Annotated in this window: 13 protein-coding genes; 9 read left to right on the top strand and 4 right to left on the bottom strand. The window is 41.7% G+C overall.

Annotated features, from left to right (window positions below):
* Positions 1-18: 18 nt before the first annotated feature.
* Positions 19-3,453 (bottom strand): chromosome segregation protein SMC, encoded by a 3,435-nt coding sequence (smc, locus tag AAEZ00_RS05305; RefSeq protein WP_351088418.1) that lies wholly within the window; start codon positions 3,451-3,453, stop codon positions 19-21.
* 160 nt (positions 3,454-3,613) lie between these two features.
* Here smc and cysZ point away from each other — a divergent pair, with 160 nt between their 5' ends.
* Complete coding sequence (gene cysZ / locus AAEZ00_RS05300; protein ID WP_101032140.1) at positions 3,614-4,387, top strand: sulfate transporter CysZ; 774 nt, start codon at positions 3,614-3,616, stop codon at positions 4,385-4,387.
* Between the two features lie 1,128 nt (positions 4,388-5,515).
* Here cysZ and AAEZ00_RS05295 read toward each other — a convergent pair.
* Positions 5,516-6,637: a beta-ketoacyl-ACP synthase III gene (locus AAEZ00_RS05295; RefSeq protein WP_101032141.1), complete on the bottom strand. Its 1,122-nt coding sequence runs from the start codon at positions 6,635-6,637 to the stop codon at positions 5,516-5,518.
* 398 nt (positions 6,638-7,035) lie between these two features.
* On the opposite strand from AAEZ00_RS05295, the gene cysK reads away from it, so the two are divergent.
* The 6 genes from cysK (at position 7,036) to pflA (ending at position 19,635) form a co-directional block, all read left to right on the top strand.
* Positions 7,036-8,001, top strand: a complete 966-nt coding sequence (gene cysK / locus AAEZ00_RS05290) for a cysteine synthase A (protein WP_101032142.1) — start codon at positions 7,036-7,038, stop codon at positions 7,999-8,001.
* Between the two features lie 734 nt (positions 8,002-8,735).
* Positions 8,736-11,633, top strand: a complete 2,898-nt coding sequence (locus tag AAEZ00_RS05285) for a TonB-dependent receptor domain-containing protein (protein WP_351088417.1) — start codon at positions 8,736-8,738, stop codon at positions 11,631-11,633.
* 624 nt (positions 11,634-12,257) lie between these two features.
* Positions 12,258-13,148 carry a LysR substrate-binding domain-containing protein gene (locus AAEZ00_RS05280; RefSeq protein WP_124011791.1) on the top strand — a complete coding sequence of 297 codons (891 nt, stop codon included), beginning with the start codon at positions 12,258-12,260 and terminating at the stop codon, positions 13,146-13,148.
* A gap of 1,454 nt (positions 13,149-14,602) precedes the next feature.
* Complete coding sequence (locus tag AAEZ00_RS05275; RefSeq protein ID WP_351088416.1) at positions 14,603-16,135, top strand: DUF3360 family protein; 1,533 nt, start codon at positions 14,603-14,605, stop codon at positions 16,133-16,135.
* A 402-nt stretch (positions 16,136-16,537) separates the two neighbouring features.
* Complete coding sequence (pflB, locus tag AAEZ00_RS05270) at positions 16,538-18,820, top strand: formate C-acetyltransferase (protein WP_351088415.1); 2,283 nt, start codon at positions 16,538-16,540, stop codon at positions 18,818-18,820.
* Positions 18,821-18,897: 77 nt separating this feature from the next.
* The gene (gene pflA, locus AAEZ00_RS05265) at positions 18,898-19,635 is read left to right on the top strand and encodes a pyruvate formate lyase 1-activating protein (RefSeq protein WP_351075206.1); all 738 of its coding nucleotides are present in this window, start codon (positions 18,898-18,900) and stop codon (positions 19,633-19,635) included.
* Between the two features lie 52 nt (positions 19,636-19,687).
* On the opposite strand, the gene yfbV is transcribed toward pflA, so the two are convergent.
* The gene (yfbV, locus tag AAEZ00_RS05260; RefSeq protein WP_198554811.1) at positions 19,688-20,125 is read right to left on the bottom strand and encodes a terminus macrodomain insulation protein YfbV; all 438 of its coding nucleotides are present in this window, start codon (positions 20,123-20,125) and stop codon (positions 19,688-19,690) included.
* A 225-nt stretch (positions 20,126-20,350) separates the two neighbouring features.
* On the opposite strand from yfbV, the gene ackA reads away from it, so the two are divergent.
* Both ackA and pta read left to right on the top strand, forming a co-directional pair.
* On the top strand, positions 20,351-21,553 hold the full coding sequence (gene ackA / locus AAEZ00_RS05255; RefSeq protein WP_101032149.1) for an acetate kinase: 1,203 nt from the start codon (positions 20,351-20,353) through the stop codon (positions 21,551-21,553).
* Positions 21,554-21,614: 61 nt separating this feature from the next.
* Complete coding sequence (pta, locus tag AAEZ00_RS05250) at positions 21,615-23,762, top strand: phosphate acetyltransferase (RefSeq protein ID WP_101032150.1); 2,148 nt, start codon at positions 21,615-21,617, stop codon at positions 23,760-23,762.
* Positions 23,763-24,021: 259 nt separating this feature from the next.
* On the opposite strand, the gene topA is transcribed toward pta, so the two are convergent.
* Positions 24,022-26,661: a type I DNA topoisomerase gene (gene topA, locus AAEZ00_RS05245; protein ID WP_124011795.1), complete on the bottom strand. Its 2,640-nt coding sequence runs from the start codon at positions 26,659-26,661 to the stop codon at positions 24,022-24,024.
* Positions 26,662-26,962: the final 301 nt, after the last annotated feature.

Below are 26,962 nucleotides of genomic sequence, written 5' to 3'. Positions count from 1 at the left end.
ATTCCCTGTCTTCCTAATTTATACCGCGTCAGCCATGGCGACGGCGGCTTCAATGTCCACTGCGACTATCCTTGAAACGCCAGGTTCATGCATAGTAACGCCAATAAGTTGATCAGCCATTTCCATTGTTATTTTATTATGACTGATATAAATAAATTGCACACTTTGTGACATTTCTTTCAGTAAGCGACAAAAACGTTCGACGTTGGCGTCATCCAAAGGTGCATCGACTTCATCGAGCATACAAAAAGGTGCTGGATTCAGTCTAAAAATAGCAAAGACTAATGATAATGCGGTTAACGCTTTTTCTCCACCACTTAGTAAATGTATGGTGCTATTCTTCTTACCTGGCGGCTGTGCCATGATAGTAACACCCGTTTCGAGCAGGTCATCACCGGTTAATGCCAAATAAGCCTTTCCCCCGCCAAATACCTTTGGAAATAGTAGCCCTAAGTCATGGTTTACCGTTTCGAATGTGGCCTTAAAACGGCTTCGGGTTTCTTTGTCTATCTTACGGATAGCGTCTTCTAAGATCGCTAACCCTTTATTTAAGTCGTCGTCTTGACTGTCTAAATAGGCTTTTCGTTCTCGTTGCGATTCAAATTCTTCAATGGCGGCAAGGTTGATGGCACCTAAACGTAAAATGTTTTGTTTTACTTTTTCAAGCTGTTGCGCCCAAACATCAACAGATGCATGTTCAGGGATTTCGACAATGACTTGTTGTAGCTGAATTTGCTGTTCTTGCAGCAATTGCAGCTGCGCATTCGCCTGCCCTTTTAAGCCCTCACGACGTAACTTTAACGTGCTTATCGCTTGAGTCAAGTCTTGTAACACTACAAGCTGTTGTTTTTGCATCAATACTAAACTGTCTAAGCTAGTTTGAAGCTCTGCTTGTTGGGAACGATTTTGTTGTAATTGTCGCTGCAGGGCTTGCTGTTGCTCAAGAGCTTGTGCCAGTTGTGTTGATAATTGGCTTAAATGATGTTGACCTCGTTGTTGCTGATTGTCGAGCAGCATTTGTTGTAGCTGAGATAATTGGCTTGCTAATTCTGTCTGTTTTTCATGTTGTTGCTTTAATTTCTGCTCGCTTAATGCATGTTGGGTGGCATGTTGTTGCACTTGTGTTTGCTGCTGCTTAACACGATTAGCAGCATCACCGCGAATGGCTTTGGTTTCACGTAACTGAGCTTGACTCGTTTGCCAAGCTTGCTGGGCAACGTCGTGTTGATTCATCGCCAGTAACAATGCATCTTCTTGGGTCGAGACGTGTTCTTCAAAGACCTCTACTTGCATTTTTTTATCGCATATTTGCTGTTCGAGCTTGGCGATTGATTGACTGCATTGTTGTTGTTTATCGCGTTTTTCAACCATTTGCTGAGTTAAACTGGTCACTAACGAGTGCAGTTTTGTTTGTTGGATCTGTAACTGATGACAGCTTTGTTGGCATTGACTCAGTGCCACCTGAGTTGACGTGGCGATATGGGTTAACGATGTTAACGCTTGTTGAGACGATGACAGCTGCTGTTCAAGCACGGCTGATTGCTGGCTTAAGCTTAATCGTTCTTGGCTTAGGACAATCGCCGATTGCCCAGACTGACTAGGGTTAAGTACAAAACCATGGCCAATCAACAAGCCTTCTTGGGTGGCAATATATTGATCAGATTGCAATGTCGGCAATATCGTTTTTGCTTCACGGACACTCGACGCCCACACCACTTTTTGTAACCACGGCGCTAAATTTACCGGGGTCGTTAATGCGGGATAAACCACTTGATGTTGCTGTTCAAAACCTACTAATGGTTCTGTAACACTTAACAAGGATGTTTGGTCCAGCGCTAAAACAGGTAATTGACTTAATCCTTGTAAGACGTTGTCGACGGCTTTTTCCCAACCTGGCACCACCTCAATCACTTGCCATAATTGTTGGCCATCATCTTGGGTATGATCCGCAAGCAGCTCATCAATAAATTGCAATCGTGAATGATGATGAGTCACCGATTGCTTTAGTGTTTGATAAGTATCGCTAGCTTGAGTCACGCCCTGCTGCTGCTCGATTAATGAGAGTTCAAGCTGACTGTGTTGCAGCTGTTTATCATTGAGTTGTTGTTCAATACTGGCTAATTCTGTGGCACTGCTTTGCAACTGTTGTTGCCCATCTTGTTGGGTTAACGCCGCCAGTTCAAGCTGTGATTGTGATAAATGCTGCTGGTCTTGAAGTAAACTTTGCTGCTGGTGACTGAGGGTTGATTGGCTCAGGGCTAACTGCATTTTATTGGCGGCTAAGGTTTCGGCATACTGGGTTAACTGACGTTGCTGAGCATCAAACGTCTCTTCAATAGCAAAGACTTGCTCATCGATCTGCTCAAGCGCCTGACTCGCCTGTTCATAAGCGGGTTGATGAGTATTAACTTGCTCAACCAATCGCTGATGAACATGGTTCATATCGACAATCTTATCGTCAGCTTGTTGGATCTGCTGCTGTAATAGTTGAATTTGTTGCTGCAACTGGGTGTCTTGTTGCTGCTGATGTGCAAGCTGTTGCTCAAGTTTGCTCATGGTATTACCGGTTTGGTAATACTGTTCCACCAGTTTATGTTCGCCGTCACTGAGTTCTGCCAATTGCTGTTTCAGCTCGATAACACTGGTATCTGCTTGCTGCGCGGTCTTTGCTAACGCTTCAGCCTTGAGCTCACGTTCAGCGGTTTCGGCATCGAGTCTGTCGGTTTGCAGCGACAGTTGTTGGTATCGCATAACCAATAGTTGGCTATGTAACTGGCGTTCACTATTTTTTAATTCTCGATACTGCAGAGCCGCTGTTGCTTGTTGCGATAATTTGTCTAACTGGGTACCGAGCTCAACCCGGATATCATTTAAACGTTCGAGGTTTTCACGGGTATGACGAATACGGTTTTCGGTTTCACGACGGCGCTCTTTATAACGAGAAATGCCCGCAGCCTCTTCAATAAACACTCTTAACTCTTGAGGTTTAGATTCGATTAAGCGTGAAATGGTACCTTGCTCGATAATGGCATAGCTACGCGGCCCAAGGCCAGTGCCCATAAATAAGTCGGTAATGTCTTTTCGACGACATTTTTGGCCATTTAAAAAATAATTTGATTCACTATCACGATTAACTTGTCGTTTAACCGAAATTTCTTGATAACTGGCGTACTGGCCAGTGAGCCTTCCCTGAATGTTCTCGAACACCAGTTCGACACCCGCAACAGAAATAGGCTTACGTGCCGATGAGCCGTTAAAAATCACATCGGTCATAGAATCGCCACGTAGTTGCTTTGCCGAACTTTCACCCAGCACCCAGCGCACGGCATCAATCACATTGGATTTTCCGCAGCCATTAGGGCCGATAATTGCCGACAAGGCATTATCAAATGGGATTTTAGTTGGGTCTACAAACGACTTAAATCCAGCAAGTTTTATGTGTTTTAATTTCATGTTGCCAGTTCAGGTACGCTATAAATGGAAAAAGCAGTTCACTTTAGCAATTGAGATCCATTTTGTAACGATTTTTATCCTTTAGACACCGTTTATCACTTGTTTTATTGCGCTAGGCTGGTCAAAATCAATTATATAAGTCACAGAATAGGCAGTCTTAATGGTCAGCAATTCGAAAATCGGTAACAAGAGTGGTGTAAATTATTTTATCCAAGGGTTTCAACTAATTAAACAACCGGGATTACGCTCATTTGTTTTTATTCCACTGATGATCAATTTAGTCTTATTTGCCTCCGCGATGTATTTTGCGCTAGGACAATTAACAGAGCTATTTACATGGATGGATAGTCAACTTCCAGAATATCTAAGCTGGTTGAATTTTCTGTTGTGGCCATTAGCGGTATTAACGATGTTAGTGGTGATGTCATTTCTATTTAGCTCAGTGATGAACTGGATTGCGGCACCTTTTAATGGCTTATTGGCCGAAAAGGTAGAACAACACCTCACAGGGAAAAGCTTAAATACCGGTAACTCCGTCGATATGATTAAAGATTTACCGCGTATTTTTGGCCGAGAATGGATAAAACTTAAATACTACTTGCCACGAGCATTATTGTTTTTAGTCTTATTTTGGTTACCTATTGTCGGTCAAACCGCAGCACCCATTTTATGGTTTATATTTACAGCATGGATGATGGCGATTCAATATTGCGACTTTCCATTTGATAATCATAAAGTCAGTTTTGATGACATGAAATTTGCTCTGAGAAATACCAAGGGGTCTAGTTTTAGCTTCGGTGCTACTGTGACACTGTTTTCAATGATCCCCATTGTTAACTTTGTCGTCATGCCAGTCGCCATTTGTGGTGCAACGGCAATGTGGGTCGATAAATATCGAGAGGCTTATAAAAATAACGCTATCGCCCCAGACTAATCCATAGAGGGCGAATCTATAAAAAAATAGCCCAAAGCGTCATCACCTAGATTGCACAGCCTAAGCCCAATGCCTAGCATCGGGCTTTTTCATTATATCCCCCGCACTAATTTAACATTCCGAGACAATTTTACGATACTTTAATACCCGTTGGACCTAGGTGTTAATGTCTTTTCTACGCCACTTTTTGCGATAACTGTCTGCAATAATAAGGGCAATAATAAAAATGAAAAAGAGTTGCCAACAATAATAGTGATCAACGATTTAATTCCAGCTAACGACTTACTCCAGATAAACGACCTTACACTGGCTTTAGTATTGAGCCGTTTTCCTCTTTACCGCGTTGCCAGCTTCTAACCAGCCGTTTTATTTCACATACTCACCATCGATGAAGACATTGAATTTGATGGTGACGTTAATGGATCCGTATGGCAGCAAGCCTTAAATAACCTCAATGGTGGATAATAAAGGTTATCAAACAACGCTTTGTTCAATAATCGTTATTGTCTCGACGGACCGTATGCCAACTATTGATCCGTCAATTGGCCTTGTTAGCAAAACACGGGGCAAGTTTGATATTGCAGACTTGAAATAAACTCGTTGTTAACGATTTATCTCATCTTTTATCAGACTTGAAGCTAAATACAAAAAGGCCGTTGATGCTTAAGCATCAACGGCCTTTTTGTGTTTCTCTGATTAAAAATAGCTTATTGAGAAACAACTGTCATGTTTAGCTTTAGACAAATATTCATCCGCGCGCTGTTATTCATCCGCTCATCCGCGCGAAGCAATGTGCGTGCAAATGTTTCATTACTCATGATAGACACGCCACAGTTAAATGAAATAAACACATCTCCAGCACAATTCCCCATGGGATTGTTGCCACATTGCGGTCTACATTTATTGACCTATGTGCTTGCTTTAATGGTCTCTAAACCTTTAAAAACAATAACTATGCCTTATTGATTATTCCTAACACTACCAAAACACTCGACATATCAGGTGATATCCACATAGAATCCAAAATCCTCAACAAGCATATGCGTTAATATTTTGGTTATAGTGGTGCTATCGTCTTCAATCAACACTCACAATATATTCAGCTTTATTATCTAGAACTCGAGTCAATTAACACTTCTCAAGTACAATACTACCTATAGAGTAGCCTGCACCAAATGAGCACAACAAGCCCAGATCACCCGTTTTAAAATCTTGATTGAATTTATGAAAAGCAATAACCGATCCCGCAGAAGCGGTGTTGGCATACTCGTCCAATATGATAGGCGCTTGAGTGGGCTCAACATTATCACCAAGAAGCTTCTTCACCACAAATAAATTCATGTTTATATTGGCCTGATGAAGCCATAGACGCTTAAATTCTTCAGGTTTTATTTGCTCGTCGCTAAATTGGGCATCTAAATGTTGGTAAATCATCGGCAATAATTCTTTAAATACTTTGCGGCCTTGTTGATGAAACAATTTATCAGCTGTGGTCGCATTTTCAGGATCGCAGCGATTAACAAAACCAAAATTACTGCGGATATTGCTGGAATAATCCGTTGCACAACGGGTAGACAATACGCTAAAGGCATGAGTAGATGTCGATAATTCATCGCGTTCAACCACCACCGCGGTGGCAACATCACCGAAAATAAAATGACTGTCACGATCACGGAAATTGATTTGCGGTGATGTTAATTCAGGATTGATTACCAGTACCCGATTAGCGGTTCCGCCTCGAATTGCATCAACGGCATTCACAATCGCAAAAGTAGCAGATGAACAAGCCACTAACATATCGTAAGCAAACCCTTTGGTGCCCATGGCTTGCTGGATCTCAATCGCAATGGCCGGATAGGCTCGCTGAGTATAAGCACAGGCAACAATCACTAAGTCGATATCTTCAGCCGTTAAGTTTGCTTGTTGTAATGCTTGTTTCGCGGCTTCAATGCCCATTTCTGCTTGCATAGACAAGGATTCAGAAGGCTTATCAGCAATTAACGGCATCATGATGTTGGTATCGAGAATACCTTCTTTTACCATGACATAACGGCTTTTGATCCCTGAGGCCTTTTCGATAAACTGACTTGAAGAATACGCCAAGGCTAGCACTTTTCCAGCCTCAATATCTGCGGCATGCTGTTGATTAAACTGGTCAACATAACTGTTGTAACTGTTAACTAATTCGTCGTTAGATACACTGTAAGGTGGTGTATATAAACCACTTCCTGAAATCACAACTTTATTCATTTTACTCTACCATTTTTAGTGAATGAGTTAGCGAAAGCTCATCTGCGCCAGACACATCGACATCAATAAATCGATCTGTTTTATTGAAGGTTTGACAAGCACTTATCAATATCATGACTCGTCAATTGGGTGGCACGACATAGAAACATTTTGCTGATTAACGCCATTCTAGTATTTTATAATTTATTCTTGGCATACTAAATTAAATTTCTCTAATGGTCAGACCATTAAAGGAGGCTAATTCGACTCAAAAGGCTATTAAAGCGCCGCAAACAGGATATTTAGAATAAATAGGCTACCATTAATAACTAAAAAGAATAAGGCAGAACAAACTTTCACTTCTAAATCCTGCTGAGCAGATTATGATTAGATAATGCAAACATAGGAGCAAATAATCCATGAGCAAAATTTTCGAAGATAATTCATATACTGTGGGCAACACACCGCTGGTTCGTTTAAATCGCGTCAGCAATGGCAGGGTGTTAGCCAAAGTAGAAGCTCGTAATCCAAGCTTCAGCGTTAAATGCCGTATTGGCGCTAACATGATTTGGGATGCAGAAAAAAAAGGTCTATTAACCAAAGATATTGAGTTAGTTGAACCTACATCGGGTAACACAGGTATTGCACTTGCTTATGTTGCTGCTGCACGTGGTTACAAATTAACCTTAACCATGCCAAATACCATGAGCTTAGAACGTCGTAAACTGCTTAAAGCTTTAGGTGCAAACTTAATCTTGACTGATGGCGCCAAAGGTATGAAAGGTGCCATTAATAAGGCTGAAGAAATTCGCCAATCGGCACCTGAAAAATACTTGGTTCTTGGTCAATTTGATAATCCTGCTAACCCTGAAATCCACGAAAAAACCACAGGTCCAGAAATCTGGAATGATACCGATGGTGAAGTGGATGTATTTGTCGCCGGTGTCGGTACTGGTGGAACATTAACCGGTGTAAGCCGTTATTTAAAAGCACAAGGCAAGACTATTACGTCTGTGGCGGTTGAACCGGTTGACTCACCTGTAATTGCTCAAGCATTAGCTGGACAACCTATCCAACCTGGTCCTCATAAAATCCAAGGTATTGGTGCAGGCTTTATTCCAGGCAACTTAGACCTATCCATTATTGACCGCGTTGAAGCCGTCACTAATGATGAGTCAATTGAGATGGCTCGTCGGTTAATGAAAGAAGAAGGCATCTTAGTCGGTATCTCTTCTGGTGCCGCTGTTGTTGCCGCGAACCGTATCGCTGCATTACCCGAGTTTGCAGACAAAACTATTGTGGTTATATTGCCTTCTGCTGCAGAACGTTATTTATCGACTGTATTATTTGCTGGTGAATTTAACGACAGTGAAAATGTGCAGTAATGACTGTTGTTAAAATAATCGTTGCTTAACGGATCAATCTAATAACAATGATTATTGATTCTTTACACTATTAGTATTTAGTCGATGCCAGCATATTGCTGGCATTTTTATTTCAGCAATTCACGTTATAAACGGGGTGTGTTGCGAAAAGTGGAATAAATCAAACGGTTTATCCCGTTAAGTCAAGAGTCACCGGCTCATATAAAAAATCACAAAAAACATATAAATATTCACACTGTAAAGAGAAATTCACGGCCAATAAAATTAAAACTTATTGTTTGTAACATAATGCTAATATTCTCCAATTACACATAAATAGATTTTTAAATAGGTTAAAACAGTGATTTACTTCAAAAAAAATTATAGATTAAATTTTTTCACCTAAAAATTAAAAATAATTTACAAACAAATTATTAACAATTTTATTTTTACCTACTTAAATACAAATCAAAAAACCTACAATCCGAAAACAAAGTCGTACCAATAATAAGCACGCCATTAACAATTTGGAATATTTCCTTTCAATTCCACACCTATGTTGCCACTTATTACCTTTAGTGTTAATAAGGTGGCCATTAATTGTAACCACCAACTCGAGACTCACTCGGCTAAACCAATATTGTTTTTTTATTTAGGTATGGTTATATCAATAGTGGTGTAACTTTGTTTCATTTTTATATTAAAAATGATCTGAATGATTACCTCATAATAAAAACATTTCTGGGAGTGAGAAAATGCAAGTTAATTCACATTTAGCCAAAGCAATTCGCTTTGCGCTAATCAGTGGCGTTGCTGTTTCAGCAGCGACCACATTCAATACCTATGCTGAAGACGTTGCTAATACAGCGTCGCCTGTAGAAAGGATTTCAGTAACAGGTTCACGTATTATTCGCGAAGGCGCTGTCGCACCAACACCGGTAACCGTCATTACCGGCGACGAATTATTATCAACGGGTGTGACCAATATTGGCGAAGCCTTAAACCAGTTACCTGCGCTAGGTAATACTTATTCGCTCGCCAATTCTGGCCGTTTTATCGGTACTTCTGGGCTTAACTTGCTCGATTTAAGAAGCATGGGTACCGCCAGAACACTGGTGCTGGTGAACGGTAAGCGTCATGTATCAAGTTCTGCGGGTACTTCATCTGTCGACATCAATACCATCCCAAGTGTATGGATCGATAAAGTTGAAGTGATTACCGGTGGTGCATCAGCCATTTATGGTGCCGATGCAGTAACGGGTGTGGTTAACTTTATTTTAAAGAAAGATGTCAATGGCTTAGATGTATCCGCCACCAAAGGTTGGGCGGATGATAGTGGCCATAACAAAGATCGTTTTTCATTATCTTATGGTACTAATTTTGCCCAAAACGATGGTAATGTTGCCTTTGCCGTTGAATACAGCGCCCAAGAGCAATTGAGAGCGTTTGACCGAGATCAGACGTCAACTGCTTTTACGAGCTTAGCGAATAGCAATCGTGCAACCGTACCGGATAACAATGACCCATCAAATCCAGACAAAATATGGACACCTAATGCGGGTCATTACACCATTAGTAATGCGGGTAATTTCAATTTAGACGGTTGGAAAAGCTTTAATCCTGATGGCTCGTTAAGAGATGTCTACAGCGGTCAGAATGTAGATGGCATTCGTTGTGCTGATTGTGACTTCACTAACTTAAACCAATTTGTTGAATTACAGCCAGAATTTGAACGTTATAACATTAACTTTAAAACTAACTATCAGCTAAATGATAACCATAACGTCTATTTTGAAGCTAAATACGTTAACAGCCAATCCACCGATGAAGGTCAACCTGCATACTTCTTCGGTAACCCTGCATACTTCTTCGGTAACCAGGTTAACGATGTCCAAATTGATAATGCTTTTATCAATCCTGAACTTGTTGCGTTAATGAAAGCAAACAAAGATAGCGAGGGTAATGCTGCGCCATTAGACTCTATTAATATTCGCCGCTTTATGACCGATTTGGGTGCACGTATTGAAGATGATACCCGCGAAACCCAACGCTATGTATTCGGCCTTGAAGGTGTAGTCCTTGACTATTGGGATTACGATGTTTATGCCATTTATGGTCAAACCGATCTAGAACGAGTCAATAAAAACAACCTAGTCTATGACAATTATACCAACGCCCTTGATTCTGTGTTAGAAAACGGTGTTGCGGTATGTCGTGATCAAGATGCTAGAGATGCGGGCTGTGTACCGGTTAACATTTTTGGTTTTGGCGCCCCAAGTCAAGATGCTATCAATTACATTAATACGGTTTCAACCGGAACCTCCATTATTAAGCAAACCGTGTTAGGCGGAACCATGACTAACTCTGGTATATTTGAATTACCAGCGGGTTATGTTGGTTTCTCTACCGGTGTTGAATACCGTAAAGAAGAAAGTGAAATCTTTGAGCCTAGCAATGCTAGTGATACTTTCTTTAATGCACTCGGTGAAGACAAAGGTGATTTTGATGTCAACGAAATCTTTGCTGAAATCACGCTACCCTTGTTAGCCGACTTACCTATGGTTCGTCAGTTAGACTTAGATCTTGCCGTGCGCTTTGCTGATTACAGCACCATTGGCAATGCGACAACGTGGAAAACAGGTTTAAGCTGGGAAGTCGATGATCAACTCAGACTTCGTACCACATACTCAGAAGCTATTCGCGCCCCCAACATCAGTGAGCTTTATGGTGCAGCAAGCCAAAACTTCTTCTCCGTAAATGATTCTTGCCGAGCTAAAAACTTAAATGATCTAGCCGATCCAACCCTACGCCAAGCCAATTGTACAGCATTGGGGATCCCAGCGGGTTTTGATGCTGACTACGACGATAAAACCCTTGAAGGGTTAAGTGGTGGTAACCGTGAGCTAAAGGCCGAAGAGTCAAAAAGTTATACTTTAGGGGTTGTTTATCAACCTGATTATATCGATGGGTTATCAATCACCACTGATTATTGGAATATCGAGATCGAAAACGCCATCAGCGCCGTTGGTGCTCAGGATATTATCGATCGATGCGTTGATTCGCCATCCGGTGTGGATAACGAATACTGTAGTTTGATTACTCGTGATCCAACCAGCCACGAGATTACTCAAATTAGACAGTTCTCGTTAAATATTGCCTCGCTTGAAGCGGCTGGTATCGACTTTGACATTGGCTATATCTTTGAAGCCTTTAATGGCGACGTTCGCACTAACCTGATTGCGACTCGTCTCCTAAAACGTAAAGATTTCTCATTCCAGGATGAGCCTGATACATTTGAGGAACTTGCAGGCACGGCAGGCTATGCTGAATGGCAAGCAAACTGGAGTCTAGGTTACTCAATTAATAGCTGGGATGTTAACTGGAGAACGCGCTATGTTGAAGGTGTGAGCCTTTATACCGATAAAGAATTAGCATTAAACGCCAATCCTAATAGCAACATGGAATTTAGCGATTACTTTATCAGTGATGTCGCAGTTACCTATAACTTTGACTCGGGTATCAAGTTGAAATTTGGTATCGACAACCTGTTTAACCGTGACTTACCTTACGGCTATACTGGTACAGATACTACCAGCTCAGCTTACGATAACGTCGGCCGTTTCTTCCATACGACCGCGACCTATAAGTTCTAAGCGGTAGGTTGATTGGTTGGTTAAAAACGGCATCTTAAGATGCCGTTTTTTTATCTACTCATTATCTCAATAGTATGCGCAAAAAAGAAACAGCAAAGTGGCCAACACACCTGGCATCAGTATTGGCATTGATAACGGCTGAAATAACGACTAACACAATCATCAGTCACACAATTGATATTAGCGATTCAAATTTATCCGCTCAATTTACGATGATAATTATTTATACCCAAGTTTGGATAATACACTGTCATCAAGCAATCCTTTGTCTTACTAAGCTCCTTGTATTGACTTGCCATAGTGCCACTATGAACACGGCTATTAACACGGCTATTAACACGGCTATTAACACGGCTATTAACACATTAATACGCCTTATTAACAAAACAAATGCTACTCTTTTACCTCTTTATCTCATCCCTTAATCCGAGCTGAGGTTACATAATTTAATTAATACCTAATATTGTTAATAATCCTAAGCACAATGAGTTTTTTTTCGACCAATAACACAGTATTCTTGTATCAAGCCCACAAATTATGAAGCAGTACCTATACCTGCAATCAAAAATAGCAGATCATACTCATATTGTTTTATATATTGTTTTTCCACAGATAAGGTATTTCATGCATTATACGCTTAAGCAAATAGCCGTTTTCGATGCCGTCGCAAGTTTAGAGAGTGTCAGCGCTGCGGCCAAAAAACTGTCAATGAGCCAATCAGCGGTTAGCATGTCGTTAAGCCAGCTCGAACACTTATTAGACCGGCCATTATTTATTCGCCAAGGTAATCGACTTATTTTGAGTCATTGGGGCCGATGGTTACGCCCTAAAGCTCAAAAACTACTGCAAGATGCCCATCGAATTGAATCTGGACTTCATGAACAGCACATCATCAGCGGTACAGTAAAATTATGCTCTAGCCAAACGGCCGCGGAGCATTTACTCCCCGCTCTTATTAGTAAAATTGATAATGATTTTCCCGAACTTAGAATCGAAATTGCAGTCGAAAATAGCGATAAAGTGGCTCAAGAGGTCCTCGACTATCAATTTGATTTAGGCGTGATTGAAGGCCGCAATGACGATAGTCGATTACATCAAGAACCTTGGATTGATGATCACCTTGTGGTTATCGCCTCACCGAATCATCCGTTCGCGCAAAACGAACGCACTAGTATTGCCCAATTAGAACAAGCCAAATGGGTGCTAAGAGAGCCAGGGGCTGGCACGCGACGTATTTTTGATGCAGCAATCCACGGCTTAATCGTTAAATTAAATGTCTGGAAAGAATATGAGCATGTCGGGCTATTAAAGGCTTTAGTCAAGAATGGGGTTTATTTAAGCTGCTTGCCCTATTTAGATGTAGAAAAAGACGTGGCCAAAGGAGAATTAGTCATGCTGACCACGCCAGAGTTAAACTTAAACCGCCATTTATCGTTTATTTGGCGTCAAGATACCGGTGAAAACCCACTACGAGATTGTCTCATTGCAGAAGCAAAGCGTGTCTCTCACAGTTAACGACCCATCGATACATCTACGTGTCGATCAATAGACTTCAGCAATCGAGTTACTAACCGCTAGATTGCTTTTTTCCTCAGTTGCCAAATCAAACTTCGACACCGCAAAGTTGTTCATTTTATTGGATGATTTATGCTGATATTGGGGTGTTAGCCTAACGATTCCTCAACCGCTATTAAATCATTTTCACCTGTTATTGCTAAGGACTGAGCCGCAGCGGATTGAGCTGCCGATAGACCTCTGCATGACTCAAAGCCGCACTTATTACCAGCAAATGAACGCGCTGATAAATCAAGCTTATGCTTGTGTTTACAAACACAGTAAATACCGCTATTTAGTGTGACTGGGTAATATTTGTGATCATTCCCATCACTTATCATTAACCATAGGGCCATAAAACGCCTGTATCCCTTTGACATTCAAATTATCAAACACCACGATATCACTGGCCTTAGCCATAGTAAGATACTTGGTTGGCGATCCCAAAGCGTTCTGGGAGATTTCCCCGTAAAGAGGATGGAGACGATCTTTCGTTTTGTACTCGCGGTTTGAGCCCTGCTTTTTGCGGCTCAACTGGACTCAAATTTGGTTATTTTTTTTGATGACGTCTTTAGCAACTTAGGAATGTTAACCAATACACTATTTTAGCCGACAACAATATTAACGATTAATGCCGAAGCAACAACCGGAGACAGTCGCTATGTTGCCGTCTTACATTCAACTTCTTGCACCAATGAAACATGCCATTTATCGTGGCTCAATGGCACCGTTATCGTCTTAATGCCATTCTTTAGATTGCGGTGCTGGTTTATCAATACTTTGCCCTCTTAGGGAATACTGATTTACCTATTCTCAATACAATTACAATTACAATGAGAATTAGAATGGCAACATCTGCAGTTAACATAGATTGCGGTTGCAGCCATGGCGCCTTTTGCACTGAAATGTTCTATATTTATAATCATGATCAAGATGGTGACGCCTGCAAATACCTTTTTCTTTAGGCAACCTCAGGATACCGCCATCAACAATTAAGCAGAATTGAACCAGACTGATACTATGTATCAATATTATTGATTTGGATTAATATTTTAAAGGCTGTCTTGCTGGAATAGCTGACTATTATGCCAATTTTCCGTTCTAACTTTGCCATCAACTTGTTAACCAGCTCTCACTTCCAGCAAACAAAACAGTAACTTTCTTGAAACCTGAGTGATGCAACCTCATCGCTATGCTAAAATCAATGAGGTAAATTGGTATGACCAAAGCAAGGCCGAAATAAGGACGTCACTGTAATGCCTCGCGATAAAGGTATTGCAGCTGAACAAAGTGATAAGAGCCACTATAGGCTCGCTGGCAAGCTGCTCTCATAGACATCGCCGTCACTTCAAAGGAACACACTCAAACTTCATCATTTGATGGACTAACCTGTTCTTTTCGGAGAATGAGAAATTATGTCAGAAACTGTCAGCAATTCAGAAAAAAAAGCTCAAGAAGCTAGCTATAGCGAGCTTCATCGCCCCGCGAGCGAATTTGAAAGTCGCGATGCCTATTTAGAAAACGAACTCAAAATAATGAAGCCAAGACGCTGGAGACTCAATCTTCCTGGGCGTGATTTTCGCTTTGAATGGGAAGACTTAGTCCCAGCCATCGCAGGAACAATTGGGATTACTGTGATGTATTCAGCAGTAATGGCTGCTTGGGCTGCAGGCTTAAGTGATAAATGGGACCACGTGAGTCTTGGGGCAGAATTTGCTATCCAAATAGTCCGTGTAGAAATGCTAATACCAGCACTACTATTTTGTATCATTAGCTCTGGTTTTATTAATCCAAGAGCCAATCTCGGTGGCAACCATGGGCCGATGATCCCGTTAATTGGTACCATCGCACTCGCCGGCGCCCATCCCTTAGCATTGGCAATTCTCATTGGTATATTTGGCTTGTTGTTAAGTTATTTCAAAGGTGGCTCTAAACTGGTTAACCTCACCAGTAGCGGTGTGGCTGGCGGCTTATTAGTGTTCCTAGGGTTTATGGGAGCAAAAAGTCAGATAGGATCGTTATTTACTTGGGCAGGAGGACTTCAAGCTAAGCATAGCCTTGACTACTCACTCGGTTATGTCGCATTTGCCATATTATTAGTCAACGTGATTATCTATGCCGCATTAGCTAAATACGGTAAACGTTGGTTAGCCATTCCTTTGTGTTCTATTGCGGCTGTCGCATTGTCATTTGGTCTCGGCGCGGGCTTAGATCTGCAATTTACCACAGCTCCTGGCATTCCCAATCTCAATCCTGTTTATTGGTGGGGCTCAACTGATCAAGGTTGGCAGTTAGGTTTACCTAATATGGCGCATTTTATTGCATCATTACCGTTCGCCATTCTTGCTGTTGCCATGTGGTCGCCTGATTTCCTTGGTCATCGTATTTTCCAAGAATTAAATTATCCAAAAGGGGCTGAAAAGGTACTGATGGATGTCGATGACACCATGGCGACTTGTTCAGTCAGACAGATCGTTGGCACCGCAGTCGGAGGCGGTAACATTACCTCTTCTTGGGGAACTTACATGATCCCTGCCGCCATTGCCAAACGCCCTATTCCTGCTGGAGCAATTTTACTCGGTATCATGTGTATTGTCGTTGCAATCATGGGTTACCCTATGGATATAACCGTATGGCGCCCTGTAATGGCGATTGCACTGCTAGTGGGTGTATTCCTACCGTTACTTGAAGCAGGTTTACAGATGGTTAAAGACACCACGAGTAGCCAAGCTGCAGGTATCTGTATTTTTGCTTCATTTGTTGCCAATCCAGTATTAGCTTGGGCATTGACTATGCTGCTTGATAATAATGGCTTAATTGGTGATAAAGAGCGTCCTAAAACCTTATCATTTGCCGACCGCATCGTCATCCCGAGTCTTGCATTTATTATTTGTTTAGCGGCCATGTTAGCAGTAGGCATGATCGAAGGGATACCAGGGTTCTTATAATCCCGTCATGCTCAGCAATACCACAAATATAAAGGCGAGATTGACAAGGGTTTCGCTTTTATATTTGCCGACAATTCTATGTTCTACTCTTAATTTTAGATAGATTTGTTAGGCAGCTAGCACTTTTAATATTTAAATATCAATTTTACCGATATGGTTAATCAGCTGTGTTATTATTAAGCATGGATAAATGGTCTTACCAATTATGCATTAGCTGAAACAATATCGATTAGCGTCATTACAAAAGTCAGGCGGAACATTTCTGACACCAATGTCGCAGAACATGTTAACGGCTCAATCTAGCGAATGTGCCTAGACGACAGAATGTAAACACTTACGGATAACATCACCTTGTACTATTTGAGATGATGCCCGTAGAAAATCAACCAGAGGGTTAAATAAATGACAGATAAAACCGAACTATTTGCCAACGCGTGGGAAGGTTTCGTAGCTGGCGATTGGAAAACAGAAGTTAACGTACGTGACTTTATTCAACAAAATTACACACCATATGAGGGTGACGAATCATTCTTAGCTGGTGCAACTGCTGCAACATTAACTTTGTGGGACAAAGTAATGGAAGGCATCAAAATTGAGAACCAAACTCATGCTCCTGTCGATTTCGATACTGAGGTGGTCTCGACTATCACGTCTCATGATGCTGGTTATATCAATAAAGATCTAGAAACCATCGTTGGTTTACAAACAGAAAAACCGCTAAAACGTTCGATGTTGCCTAATGGCGGTATTCGCATGGTTGAAGGTTCATGTAAAGCTTATGGCCGTGAACTCAACAAAGATGTTAATTACGTTTATTCTGAATTACGTAAAACCCATAACCAAGGTGTGTTTGATGTTTATACCCCTGAAATTATGGCTTGTCGTAAATCAGGCGTATTAACCGGTTTACCTGATGCTTATGGTCGTGGTCGTATTATCGGTGATTACCGCCGCATTGCTTTGTACGGTATTGATTTCCTAATGCAAGATAAGTTTGCCCAATTCAGTTCACTGCAAGCGCAGTTTGAAGCCGGCGAAGATTTATCAAGTGTGATCCAATTACGTGAAGAAATTGCTGAGCAACATCGTGCTTTAGGCCAAATGAAAGTTATGGCGGCCAAATACGGTTGTGATATTTCTGCACCGGCTCAAAATGCCAAAGAAGCGATCCAATGGACTTACTTTGGTTACCTTGCTGCAGTAAAAAGTCAAAATGGCGCAGCAATGTCACTCGGTCGTACCTCAACTTTCATTGATGCCTACATTGAGCGTGACATTAAAAATGGTGTTCTTAATGAGCAGCAAGCCCAGGAAATGGTTGACCATTTCGTAATGAAATTGCGTATGGTTCGTTTCTTACGTACACCTGAATACGATGAATTATTCTCTGGCGATCCAATTTGGGCCACTGAATCTATCGCGGGTATGGGTCTTGATGGTCGCCCACTGGTCACCAAATCTAGTTTCCGCTTCTTACATACCTTATACAACATGGGCGCAAGCCCTGAGCCAAACATTACCGTGTTATGGTCAACACAATTACCACAAGGTTTTAAAAGCTACTGTGCCAAAGTGTCTATTGATACCAGTTCAATTCAATATGAAAACGATGATTTAATGCGCCCAGACTTTGGGTCGGATGATTACGCCATCGCCTGTTGTGTTAGCCCAATGATTTTGGGTGAAGATATGCAGTTTTTCGGTGCTCGCGCTAACTTAGCCAAAACCATGTTATATGCCATTAACGGTGGTGTTGACGAAAAACTTAAAACCCAAATCGCGCCAAAATCTGACAAAATCACTGCCGAAATACTTGATTTTGATGATGTAATGTCACGTTTTGACAGCTCAATGGACTGGCTTGCAACACAATATGTGTCTGCACTTAACGCGATTCACTTTATGCATGACAAATACTCTTATGAGTCAGCGTTGATGGCATTACATGACCGTGATGTGCGCCGCACAATGGCCTGTGGTATTGCCGGTTTATCGATTGCCGCCGATTCATTGTCAGCGATTAAGTACGCTCAAGTTAAGCCTATCCGCGACGAAGATGGTATTGCGGTTGATTTTGATATTCAAGGTGATTATCCAAAATTTGGTAATAATGATCCTCGTGTTGATGACATGGCTTGCGATTTAGTTGAACGTTTTATGGCGAAAATTCGCACTAAAACAATGTATCGTAATGCGATCCCAACACAATCAATCTTAACCATTACTTCAAACGTGGTTTATGGTAAGAAAACCGGTAACACTCCTGACGGTCGTCGTGCTGGTGCGCCATTTGCTCCAGGTGCAAACCCAATGCATGGCCGTGATGAAAATGGTGCAATTGCTTCATTAACATCGGTTGCTAAACTGCCATTTGCCCACGCACAAGATGGTGTTTCTTATACTTTCTCTATCGTGCCAAATGCATTAGGTAAAGATGATACGGGTCGTCGTACTAACTTAGCGTCACTGATGGATGGCTACTTCTTAAGCAAGCCAAATCGTGAAGGTGGCCAACACTTAAACGTTAACGTGATGAACCGTGAAATGTTAGAAGATGCTATTGTTAATCCGGATAAATATCCACAATTAACCATACGTGTATCGGGTTATGCTGTTCGCTTTAATGCGCTCACCCCAGAGCAGCAGCAAGATGTTATCACTCGTACATTTACAAAAAGTATGTAGTCTCTGCTAAAATTGGCTGTATCGATGGGTGATTTCTTATCGATACAGCCTTTTTTATAGACATTTAAGGAACAACAATGACGTTAGGTCGCATACATTCAGTTGAATCATTCGGAACCGTTGACGGTCCGGGGATCCGCTATATCGCTTTTATGCAGGGGTGCCTTATGCGCTGCCAATATTGCCATAATCGTGATACGTGGGATTTGGACGGCGGCAAAGAAACTTCTGTTGCTGAAATAATGGACCAAGTCATTGCTTATAAACCATTTTTAGAAGCCAGTGGTGGGGGTATTACTGCTAGTGGTGGTGAGGCTATTTTACAAGCTCAATTTGTGAGTGAATTATTTAAAGCCTGTAAAACTGAAGGGGTACACACCTGTTTAGACACCAACGGTTTTGTGCGTAAATATGAACCTGTGATTGATGAGTTGCTCGACAATACAGACTTAGTATTACTTGATATCAAACAAATGGACGATACCAAGCACATCGAGCTGACAAAAGTCAGTAACCATCGAACACTACAATTTGCCCAATATCTTGCTAAACGAAATATCAAAACCTGGATCCGTTACGTGGTCGTCGCCGGATTTACAGAAGACCTTGAGTCAGCCATTGCATTAGCTGAGTTCATTAAACCAATGAATAACGTTGAAAAAGTTGAGTTATTGCCGTATCACCCTTTAGGGCAGCATAAATGGCAAGCCTTTGGCGAAACATACACCATGGCAGATGTTTCACCGCCGAGTACCGAAACTATGCAGAAAATTCAGCAGGTATTTTTAGATCGAGACATTAACGCGACATTTTAGTCACAATAAAAAAAATAGACTTAAATTAGCAGTGACTTATAAAAAAGAGCGATTACAGTTCATCCCAATAACTTTGATCTAAGCGTTCAAAAGCCAGTTTCAAAATGGCTGCCATATCTGAATAACAGGCTGTCGAGCCTAATGGTTGGCAATAGATACCCATCTCAGTCAATGTTGAACTGAGTTGATTGCTCCAATCGAATAACGATAAAGGCAATGGATGGCGTGCTCGCCAACCTAACCATAATAAGCCTTGTAATGGCAGGCTGATAAAAAACAGTAACATCGTTAATGCTTGCGGTAAATAATCCCAGCCCAATACATAGAGTTGGCTGGCCGCAACCACCAATGCCAATATCGGCATTGCGATAATAGCTAATTGAGTCGCTTTGACGACACGGTACTCTGGGAAATAAAACCCAAGTTGCCTAACCATTGGCCAGGTCTTCATATAACGTTGACCGTCACCAAGTAATTTAACCAAATTCATGTTCAATATACGGCTACCTTTACAGCTTAGGACATGAGTATAACGATAACATAATACAGTGTCATGCCCAAAATGCACTGGCCGATTTGCCACTATAATGATTTAACTTACAGTCGCAAATCACAACAAGAACAGCGAAGTATGGCGTTTATGAATGATCATAAACCTTAATCAAAATGGAATTTTCCTTTTTCATTTAGTTTCATTGACTTAAAAGGCGTTAACATGTCAGACAAATTAGTACTCGTGCTCAACTGCGGTAGCTCATCATTAAAATTTGCCATCATTGATGCTCAATCAGGCGATGATAAAATTTCTGGTCTAGCAGAATGTTTTGGTTTAGAAGATTCACGCATTAAGTGGAAATTTAATGGCAACAAACATGAAGCCAGTTTAGGTGCCTTTACTGCACATCGCGAAGCGGTAGAATTTATCGTTAATAACATCTTGGCAGAACACCCAGAACTTGCGGCTAAAATTAAAGCCGTTGGCCACCGTATCGTCCATGGTGGTGAAAAGTTTACCCGCTCTGTTATTGTTACCCCTGAAGTCATTCAAGGTATTGAAGATTGTGCGTCGTTAGCTCCACTGCATAATCCGGCGCATTTAATTGGTATTCGTGCTGCAATAGCGTCTTTTCCTAACTTGCCACAAGTGACTGTATTTGATACCGCATTTCACCAAACCATGCCGGAAAAAGCTTATATTTATGCCCTACCTTACAAATTGTATCGTGAACATAGTATTCGCCGTTATGGCATGCACGGTACGAGTAATTTATATGTCTGTCGCGAGGCGGCCAAAGTATTAGGCAAAGACACAAAAGACATCAACGTTATTTGTGCACATTTAGGCAATGGCGCATCGGTAACAGCCATTAAAGGCGGCATAAGTGTTGACACGTCTATGGGCTTAACCCCACTAGAAGGGTTAGTCATGGGCACACGTTGTGGTGATTTAGATCCATCGATTATTTTTCATCTCGTTAATCAACTTAATTATACCATTGATGAAGTTAATAACCTGCTGAATAAGCAAAGTGGTTTGCTCGGTATTTCAGAATTGACCAATGATTGTCGTGGTATTGAAGAAGGTTATCATGACAACCATAAAGGGGCCACGTTAGCCCTAGATATTTTCTGTTACCGTTTAGCTAAATATATCGCCTCTTACACTGTGCCACTAGGCCGTTTAGACGCCATTATCTTTACCGGTGGCATTGGCGAGAACTCAAAACTTATTCGCGAAAGAGTTCTTAATTTATTAGAAATATTTAACTTCAAAGTCGACGACGACTTGAATACAGCGGCTCGTTTTGGCCAACAAGGTATCATTACCAAAGAAGGCAGCCCTATTGCCATGGTCATACCGACAAATGAAGAGTGGGTCATTGCTGAAGATGCAATCAAGTTGGTCACAGCTAAATAAGCCCCTATTCGGTCTTATACTCGGTTAATTAACATGAACAATACGCACACAAGAGGTCGTTATGTCTCGTAATATTTTACTTATTCCAATCGGTATTGGAGTAGGATTAACATCACTTAGCTTAGGTATGGTTCGCGCCCTAGAACGTAAAGGCGTTAAAGTACAATTCTTTAAACCTATTGCACAGATCCGCTCGGGTGATACAGGTCCTGAACGTTCAACCACCATTTTAAGTACCTCACCAACGGTCAATCCGTTAGAGCCATTTTCAATGGAACACGCTGAAGCCTTAATCCGCACAGAGCAAGTTGATGTCTTAATGGAACAAATTATTGCCCGCACTGCAGAATGCGCCAGCAATACTGAAATCTTAGTCGTTGAAGGCTTGGTGCCGACACGTAGCCACCCTTTTGCTGATGACATTAACTACGAAATAGCTAAAGCACTAGATGCTGATGTTATTTTCATCGCAACACCAGGGGTTGATACGCCTAATGGGTTAATGAATCGATTAGAAATCACCTATAACTCTTGGGGCGGACAAAAAAACAAGCGCATAATTGGCGCCATCATTAATAAAATTGGTGCGCCAGTTGATAATGAAGGTCGTACTCGTCCTGATTTATCTGAAGTGTTTGTTAATAAGCAAATTAACGCCACTGATAGCGCGGACATGTTCCAACTACCCAGTAAAAGTCCACTGCGCATTTTAGGTAGAGTGCCATACAATTTAGAGTTAATTGCACCGCGCGCATCTGATTTAGCAAAACACTTAAATGCTAAAATCATTAATGCCGGTGAAATGAATACTCGCCGTATGCGCCGGGTTACATTTTGTGCTCGCAGTCTTCCAAACTTGGTTACTCACATCAAAACCAATTCACTTTTAGTGACTTCAGGTGATCGCTCTGACGTCATCGCATCAGCTTGTTTAGCGGCGATGAACGGCGTTAAAATTGGCGCACTATTGCTTACTGGTGGCTACCAGCCTGAGCCAGAAATTATGAAGTTGTGTGAGCAAGCATTTGAAACCGGCTTGCCAGTGTTCTTAATTGAATCAAACACATGGGAAACGTCACTCAATATCCAACGTTTTGACCATGAAGTGCCTGTGGATGATGCGGTTCGCGTTGACAAAGTACAAGAATACGTTGCAGGCCATATCGACCAAACTTGGATTGAAAGCATCACTCAAGACTCTCCTCGAGAACACCGTTTATCACCGCCAGCATTCCGTTATAAGTTAACCGAACTGGCCCGTGCAGCACGTAAAACCATCGTGCTACCCGAAGGTGAAGAACCGAGAACCGTTAAAGCGGCAGCTATTTGTGCAGAACGTGGTATTGCTCGTTGCGTATTATTAGGTAACCGTGAAGAGATCTTGCGTGTCGCATTACAACAAGATGTCATTTTAGGTGAAGGCATCGAGATCATTGAGCCTGTTAGTGTGCGTGACAAATATGTTGAACCTATGCTCGAATTACGTCGCAGCAAAGGATTAACAGAAGTGGTAGCCCGAGAGCAACTAGAAGACAACATGGTGCTTGGAACCATGATGCTGGCACAAGATGAAGTTGATGGTATTGTGTCTGGTGCGGTTCATACTACTGCACAAACTATTCGCCCACCACTGCAATTAATTAAAACCGCACCAGGTTCTAGCTTGGTATCGTCGATTTTCTTTATGCTGATGCCAGATCAAGTACTCGTGTATGGTGATTGTGCCATTAATCCAGATCCAAATCCTGAGCAGTTAGCCGAAATCGCGATTCAGTCAGCGGAATCAGCTAAAGCCTTTGGGATTGAACCTCGTGTCGCGATGATCAGTTACTCAACAGGTACCTCTGGCACCGGGTTGGGTGTTGATAAAGTGCGTGAAGCCACTCGAATTGCCAAAGAAAAACGTCCCGATTTAATCATCGATGGTCCGTTGCAATACGATGCAGCCGTTATGCCTAACGTCGCTCAATCTAAAGCGCCTAACAGCCCAGTTGCGGGTAAAGCGACCGTATTTGTATTCCCAGACTTAAATACGGGTAACACAACATACAAAGCAGTACAGCGTAGTGCTGATTTAATCAGTATCGGTCCGATGCTTCAAGGTATGCGTAAACCGGTTAACGATTTATCACGTGGCGCATTAGTCGATGATATTGTTTACACTATTGCATTAACCGCCATTCAAGCAGCACAAAACAGTGCCAAATAAATTGCGGTATATCGGCTTAACACCGAGGTAATTCGCAATAATTTACCACTAAAAAAGCACTGATAATTATCAGTGCTTTTTTGTGTCTGATTATCTTTAATTCGTTTGTTCGTTTGTTCGTTTGTCATAGTCTACATAAATATGCCCACGAACCTATTCGCTATAGAAACAATAATAAATCCATTTGTTGCACAAACAAAAACGCTACCCAATCGGGTAGCGCTAATGAATAGAGTGATGAAGCAACTAAAGCTAAAGGTTATTTCTTAGCTTTTTTCTTAGCTGATTCACTGACCCATTTACCGTTTATAAATTTAGAAGACCAGCCGGTCGCTTTGCCATCAACTTCAGTAGCAACATGCTGCTCCTTCGTCTTACGGCTAAATTTAACCGAGGCTTTGTTACCTTCATCATCTTCCACTGGTGCGTCAGCAAGATACTGATATTTAGGCCATAACAAATCACGATACTGAACTAACTCTTCCACTAGAGGCGCACGTGTTTCACGGGATTTAGGGAAAGTACTCGCCGCTAAAAATATTCCAGCAGCACCATCACGAAGCACAAAATGGGCATCGGATTTAGTACATTTTAATTCAGGTAGAAAAATTGGGTCTTCTTTTGGTGGCGCCGCTTCGCCGCTTCTCAGCAACTTACGGGTGTTCTTACACTCCGTATTGGTACAACCAAAATACTTACCAAATCGACCGTTTTTAAGTTCCATATTATTGCTGCAGCGATCGCATTCAATGATCGGACCTTCATAACCTTTAATCTTAAATTGTCCGGCTTCCACTTCGTAGCCATCACATGACGGGTTATTACCACAGACATGTAATTTACGGGTCTCGTCAATGAGATAACTGTCCATCGCTGTGCCACACTTCCCACAACGATGTTTAGCTCGTAGCGCTTCAGTTTCAGCATCTTCATTGTCACTAACCGCTTCTTCACCTGGGGTTAAGTTAAGCGTAGTCTTACAACGTTCTTTCGGCGGTAACTCATAACCAGAACAACCTAGGAAGACCCCTGTTGAACCCGTTCTGATCCCCATTGCACGGCCACAGGTTGGACACTTAATGTCGTCTGTCAGTACCATTTCATTGGGGCGCATGCCGCCTTCATCTGGATCTAACTCGGCCAACAATAATTGCTTGGTAAAGTCGCCATAAAACCCATCGAGTACTTTTTTCCAGTCCAGTTTACCTTGAGCAACATCATCTAATGTCTGCTCCATACTGGCGGTAAAATCGTAACTCATTAACTCTTTGAAACTGCCCACTAAGCGTTCGCTAACAATCTCACCCATTTTTTCAGCAAAGAAACGGCGATTATCAACTTTGACATAACCACGATCCTGAATGGTTGAAATAATCGTCGCATACGTCGATGGACGACCAATACCTCGTTTTTCAAGCTCTTTAACTAAAGAGGCTTCGCTATATCGAGGCGCTGGCTTAGTAAAATGCTGTTTTGGCGACAGGGTTTCAAGCACTAACTTGTCACCTTTTTCAACCACTGGCAGCGTTTTGTCTTCTTCGTTTTTCTTACCCATCTGCGGTTGAACCCGAGTCCAACCATCAAAGCGTAAGGTACGGCCACTGGCTTTTAATTCGTAATCACCCGCGGTTACCGTTAAACGTGTCGCATCATATTGTGCCGGTGTCATTTGACAAGACACGAATTGACGCCAAATAAGCTCATACAAACGCTGAGCGTCTCTTTCCATATCGGTTAAAGATGCTGACTGCACAGCCACGTTTGACGGTCTAATAGCCTCATGCGCCTCTTGAGCGCCCTCTTTACTACCATAACGAATAGGTTCTGCAGGTAAATACTTGTCACCAAACTCAGAACCAATCATTTCACGTAAGTTTTCAACCGCTTCTTTACTCAAATTAGTTGAATCGGTACGCATATAGGTAATATGACCCGCTTCATACAAGCGCTGAGCCATCATCATGGTTTTCTTCACACCAAAACTAAGACGAGTACTGGCAGCTTGCTGCAATGTAGAGGTGATATAAGGTGCTGAAGGCTTGCTTGAAGTGGCTTTATCTTCACGGGCAGTAACAACAAACGTTGCATCACCTAGTGCATCAACCGCCACTTGCGCTTGCGCTTTACTAATCGGCTCAAATGCAGCAGATTGATATTTCATCACCTGCATTTTTAAGCTAGCTGCGGTAGGGGTATTTAACTCAGCATGGATATCCCAAAACTCTTCTGGAACAAACGCTTTAATTTCACCTTCTCGCTCGACTACAAGGCGAACAGCAACCGATTGAACACGTCCCGCAGATAAACCACGAGCGACTTTTTTCCATAATAATGGTGACACCATAAAGCCGACAACACGGTCTAAAAAGCGACGCGCTTGCTGGGCATTGACCATATTGGTATCAAGCACAGTCGGTTTACTAAACGCATCTTGAATCGCAGTTTTAGTAATTTCGTTAAACACAACCCGCTGATACCGTGAAGCGTCACCACCAATAATTTCCTGTAAATGCCAGGCAATGGCTTCACCTTCACGGTCCAAATCCGTTGCGAGATAGATTTTATCAGCAGTTTCTGCTAACGCTTTTAGGTCTTTAACGACTTTTTCTTTGCCAGGCAATATTTGATATTTGGCTGCCCAGCCTTTATCGGGATTCACACCCATTCGCGCCACAAGCGCTTGTTTGTCTCTGATCAGCTTATATTGAGCTTTTTCTTCAGGAGGTAATTTTCTAACTTCTGCAGCGGTTTTAGTCGCAGTTGTACCGTCAGAAGTAGACGAAGTTGGTAAGTCACGGATATGACCTACACTCGACTTCACGATGAAGTCTTTACCAAGATATTTATTAATTGTCTTGGCTTTAGCCGGCGATTCGACAATAACTAGCGATTTACCCATAGTTTTATTTGCGCCAAAAAGTCTCGAGAAAAAGAAAATTGATTCCATATATAGAGGGTTGAGACAAGATTTTCAAGTTAATCCCTCTTTTACACGGCTAGTAAGTCATTTTTTAATCAAAAATAAAAAATGTAAAAATAATATGCGTTTTTTAAACGTAATTTGTCACTTAATGATACTTACGAGCACCTTCAGTGCATTTTTAGTCATTCATACACATTTGTACAAATTAACCACACCTTGTTAACCCTTATAGCTCCAGTATACTGGCTTCAATTAGCGTTAACTGACATGAACAATC

Source organism: Shewanella sp. S1-49-MNA-CIBAN-0167 (assembly GCF_040310145.1).
In the GTDB taxonomy this organism is placed as follows: domain Bacteria; phylum Pseudomonadota; class Gammaproteobacteria; order Enterobacterales; family Shewanellaceae; genus Shewanella; species Shewanella psychromarinicola.
Note: the sequence above shows the minus strand (reverse complement) of the source record. Positions and strands in the feature narration are given on the sequence as shown.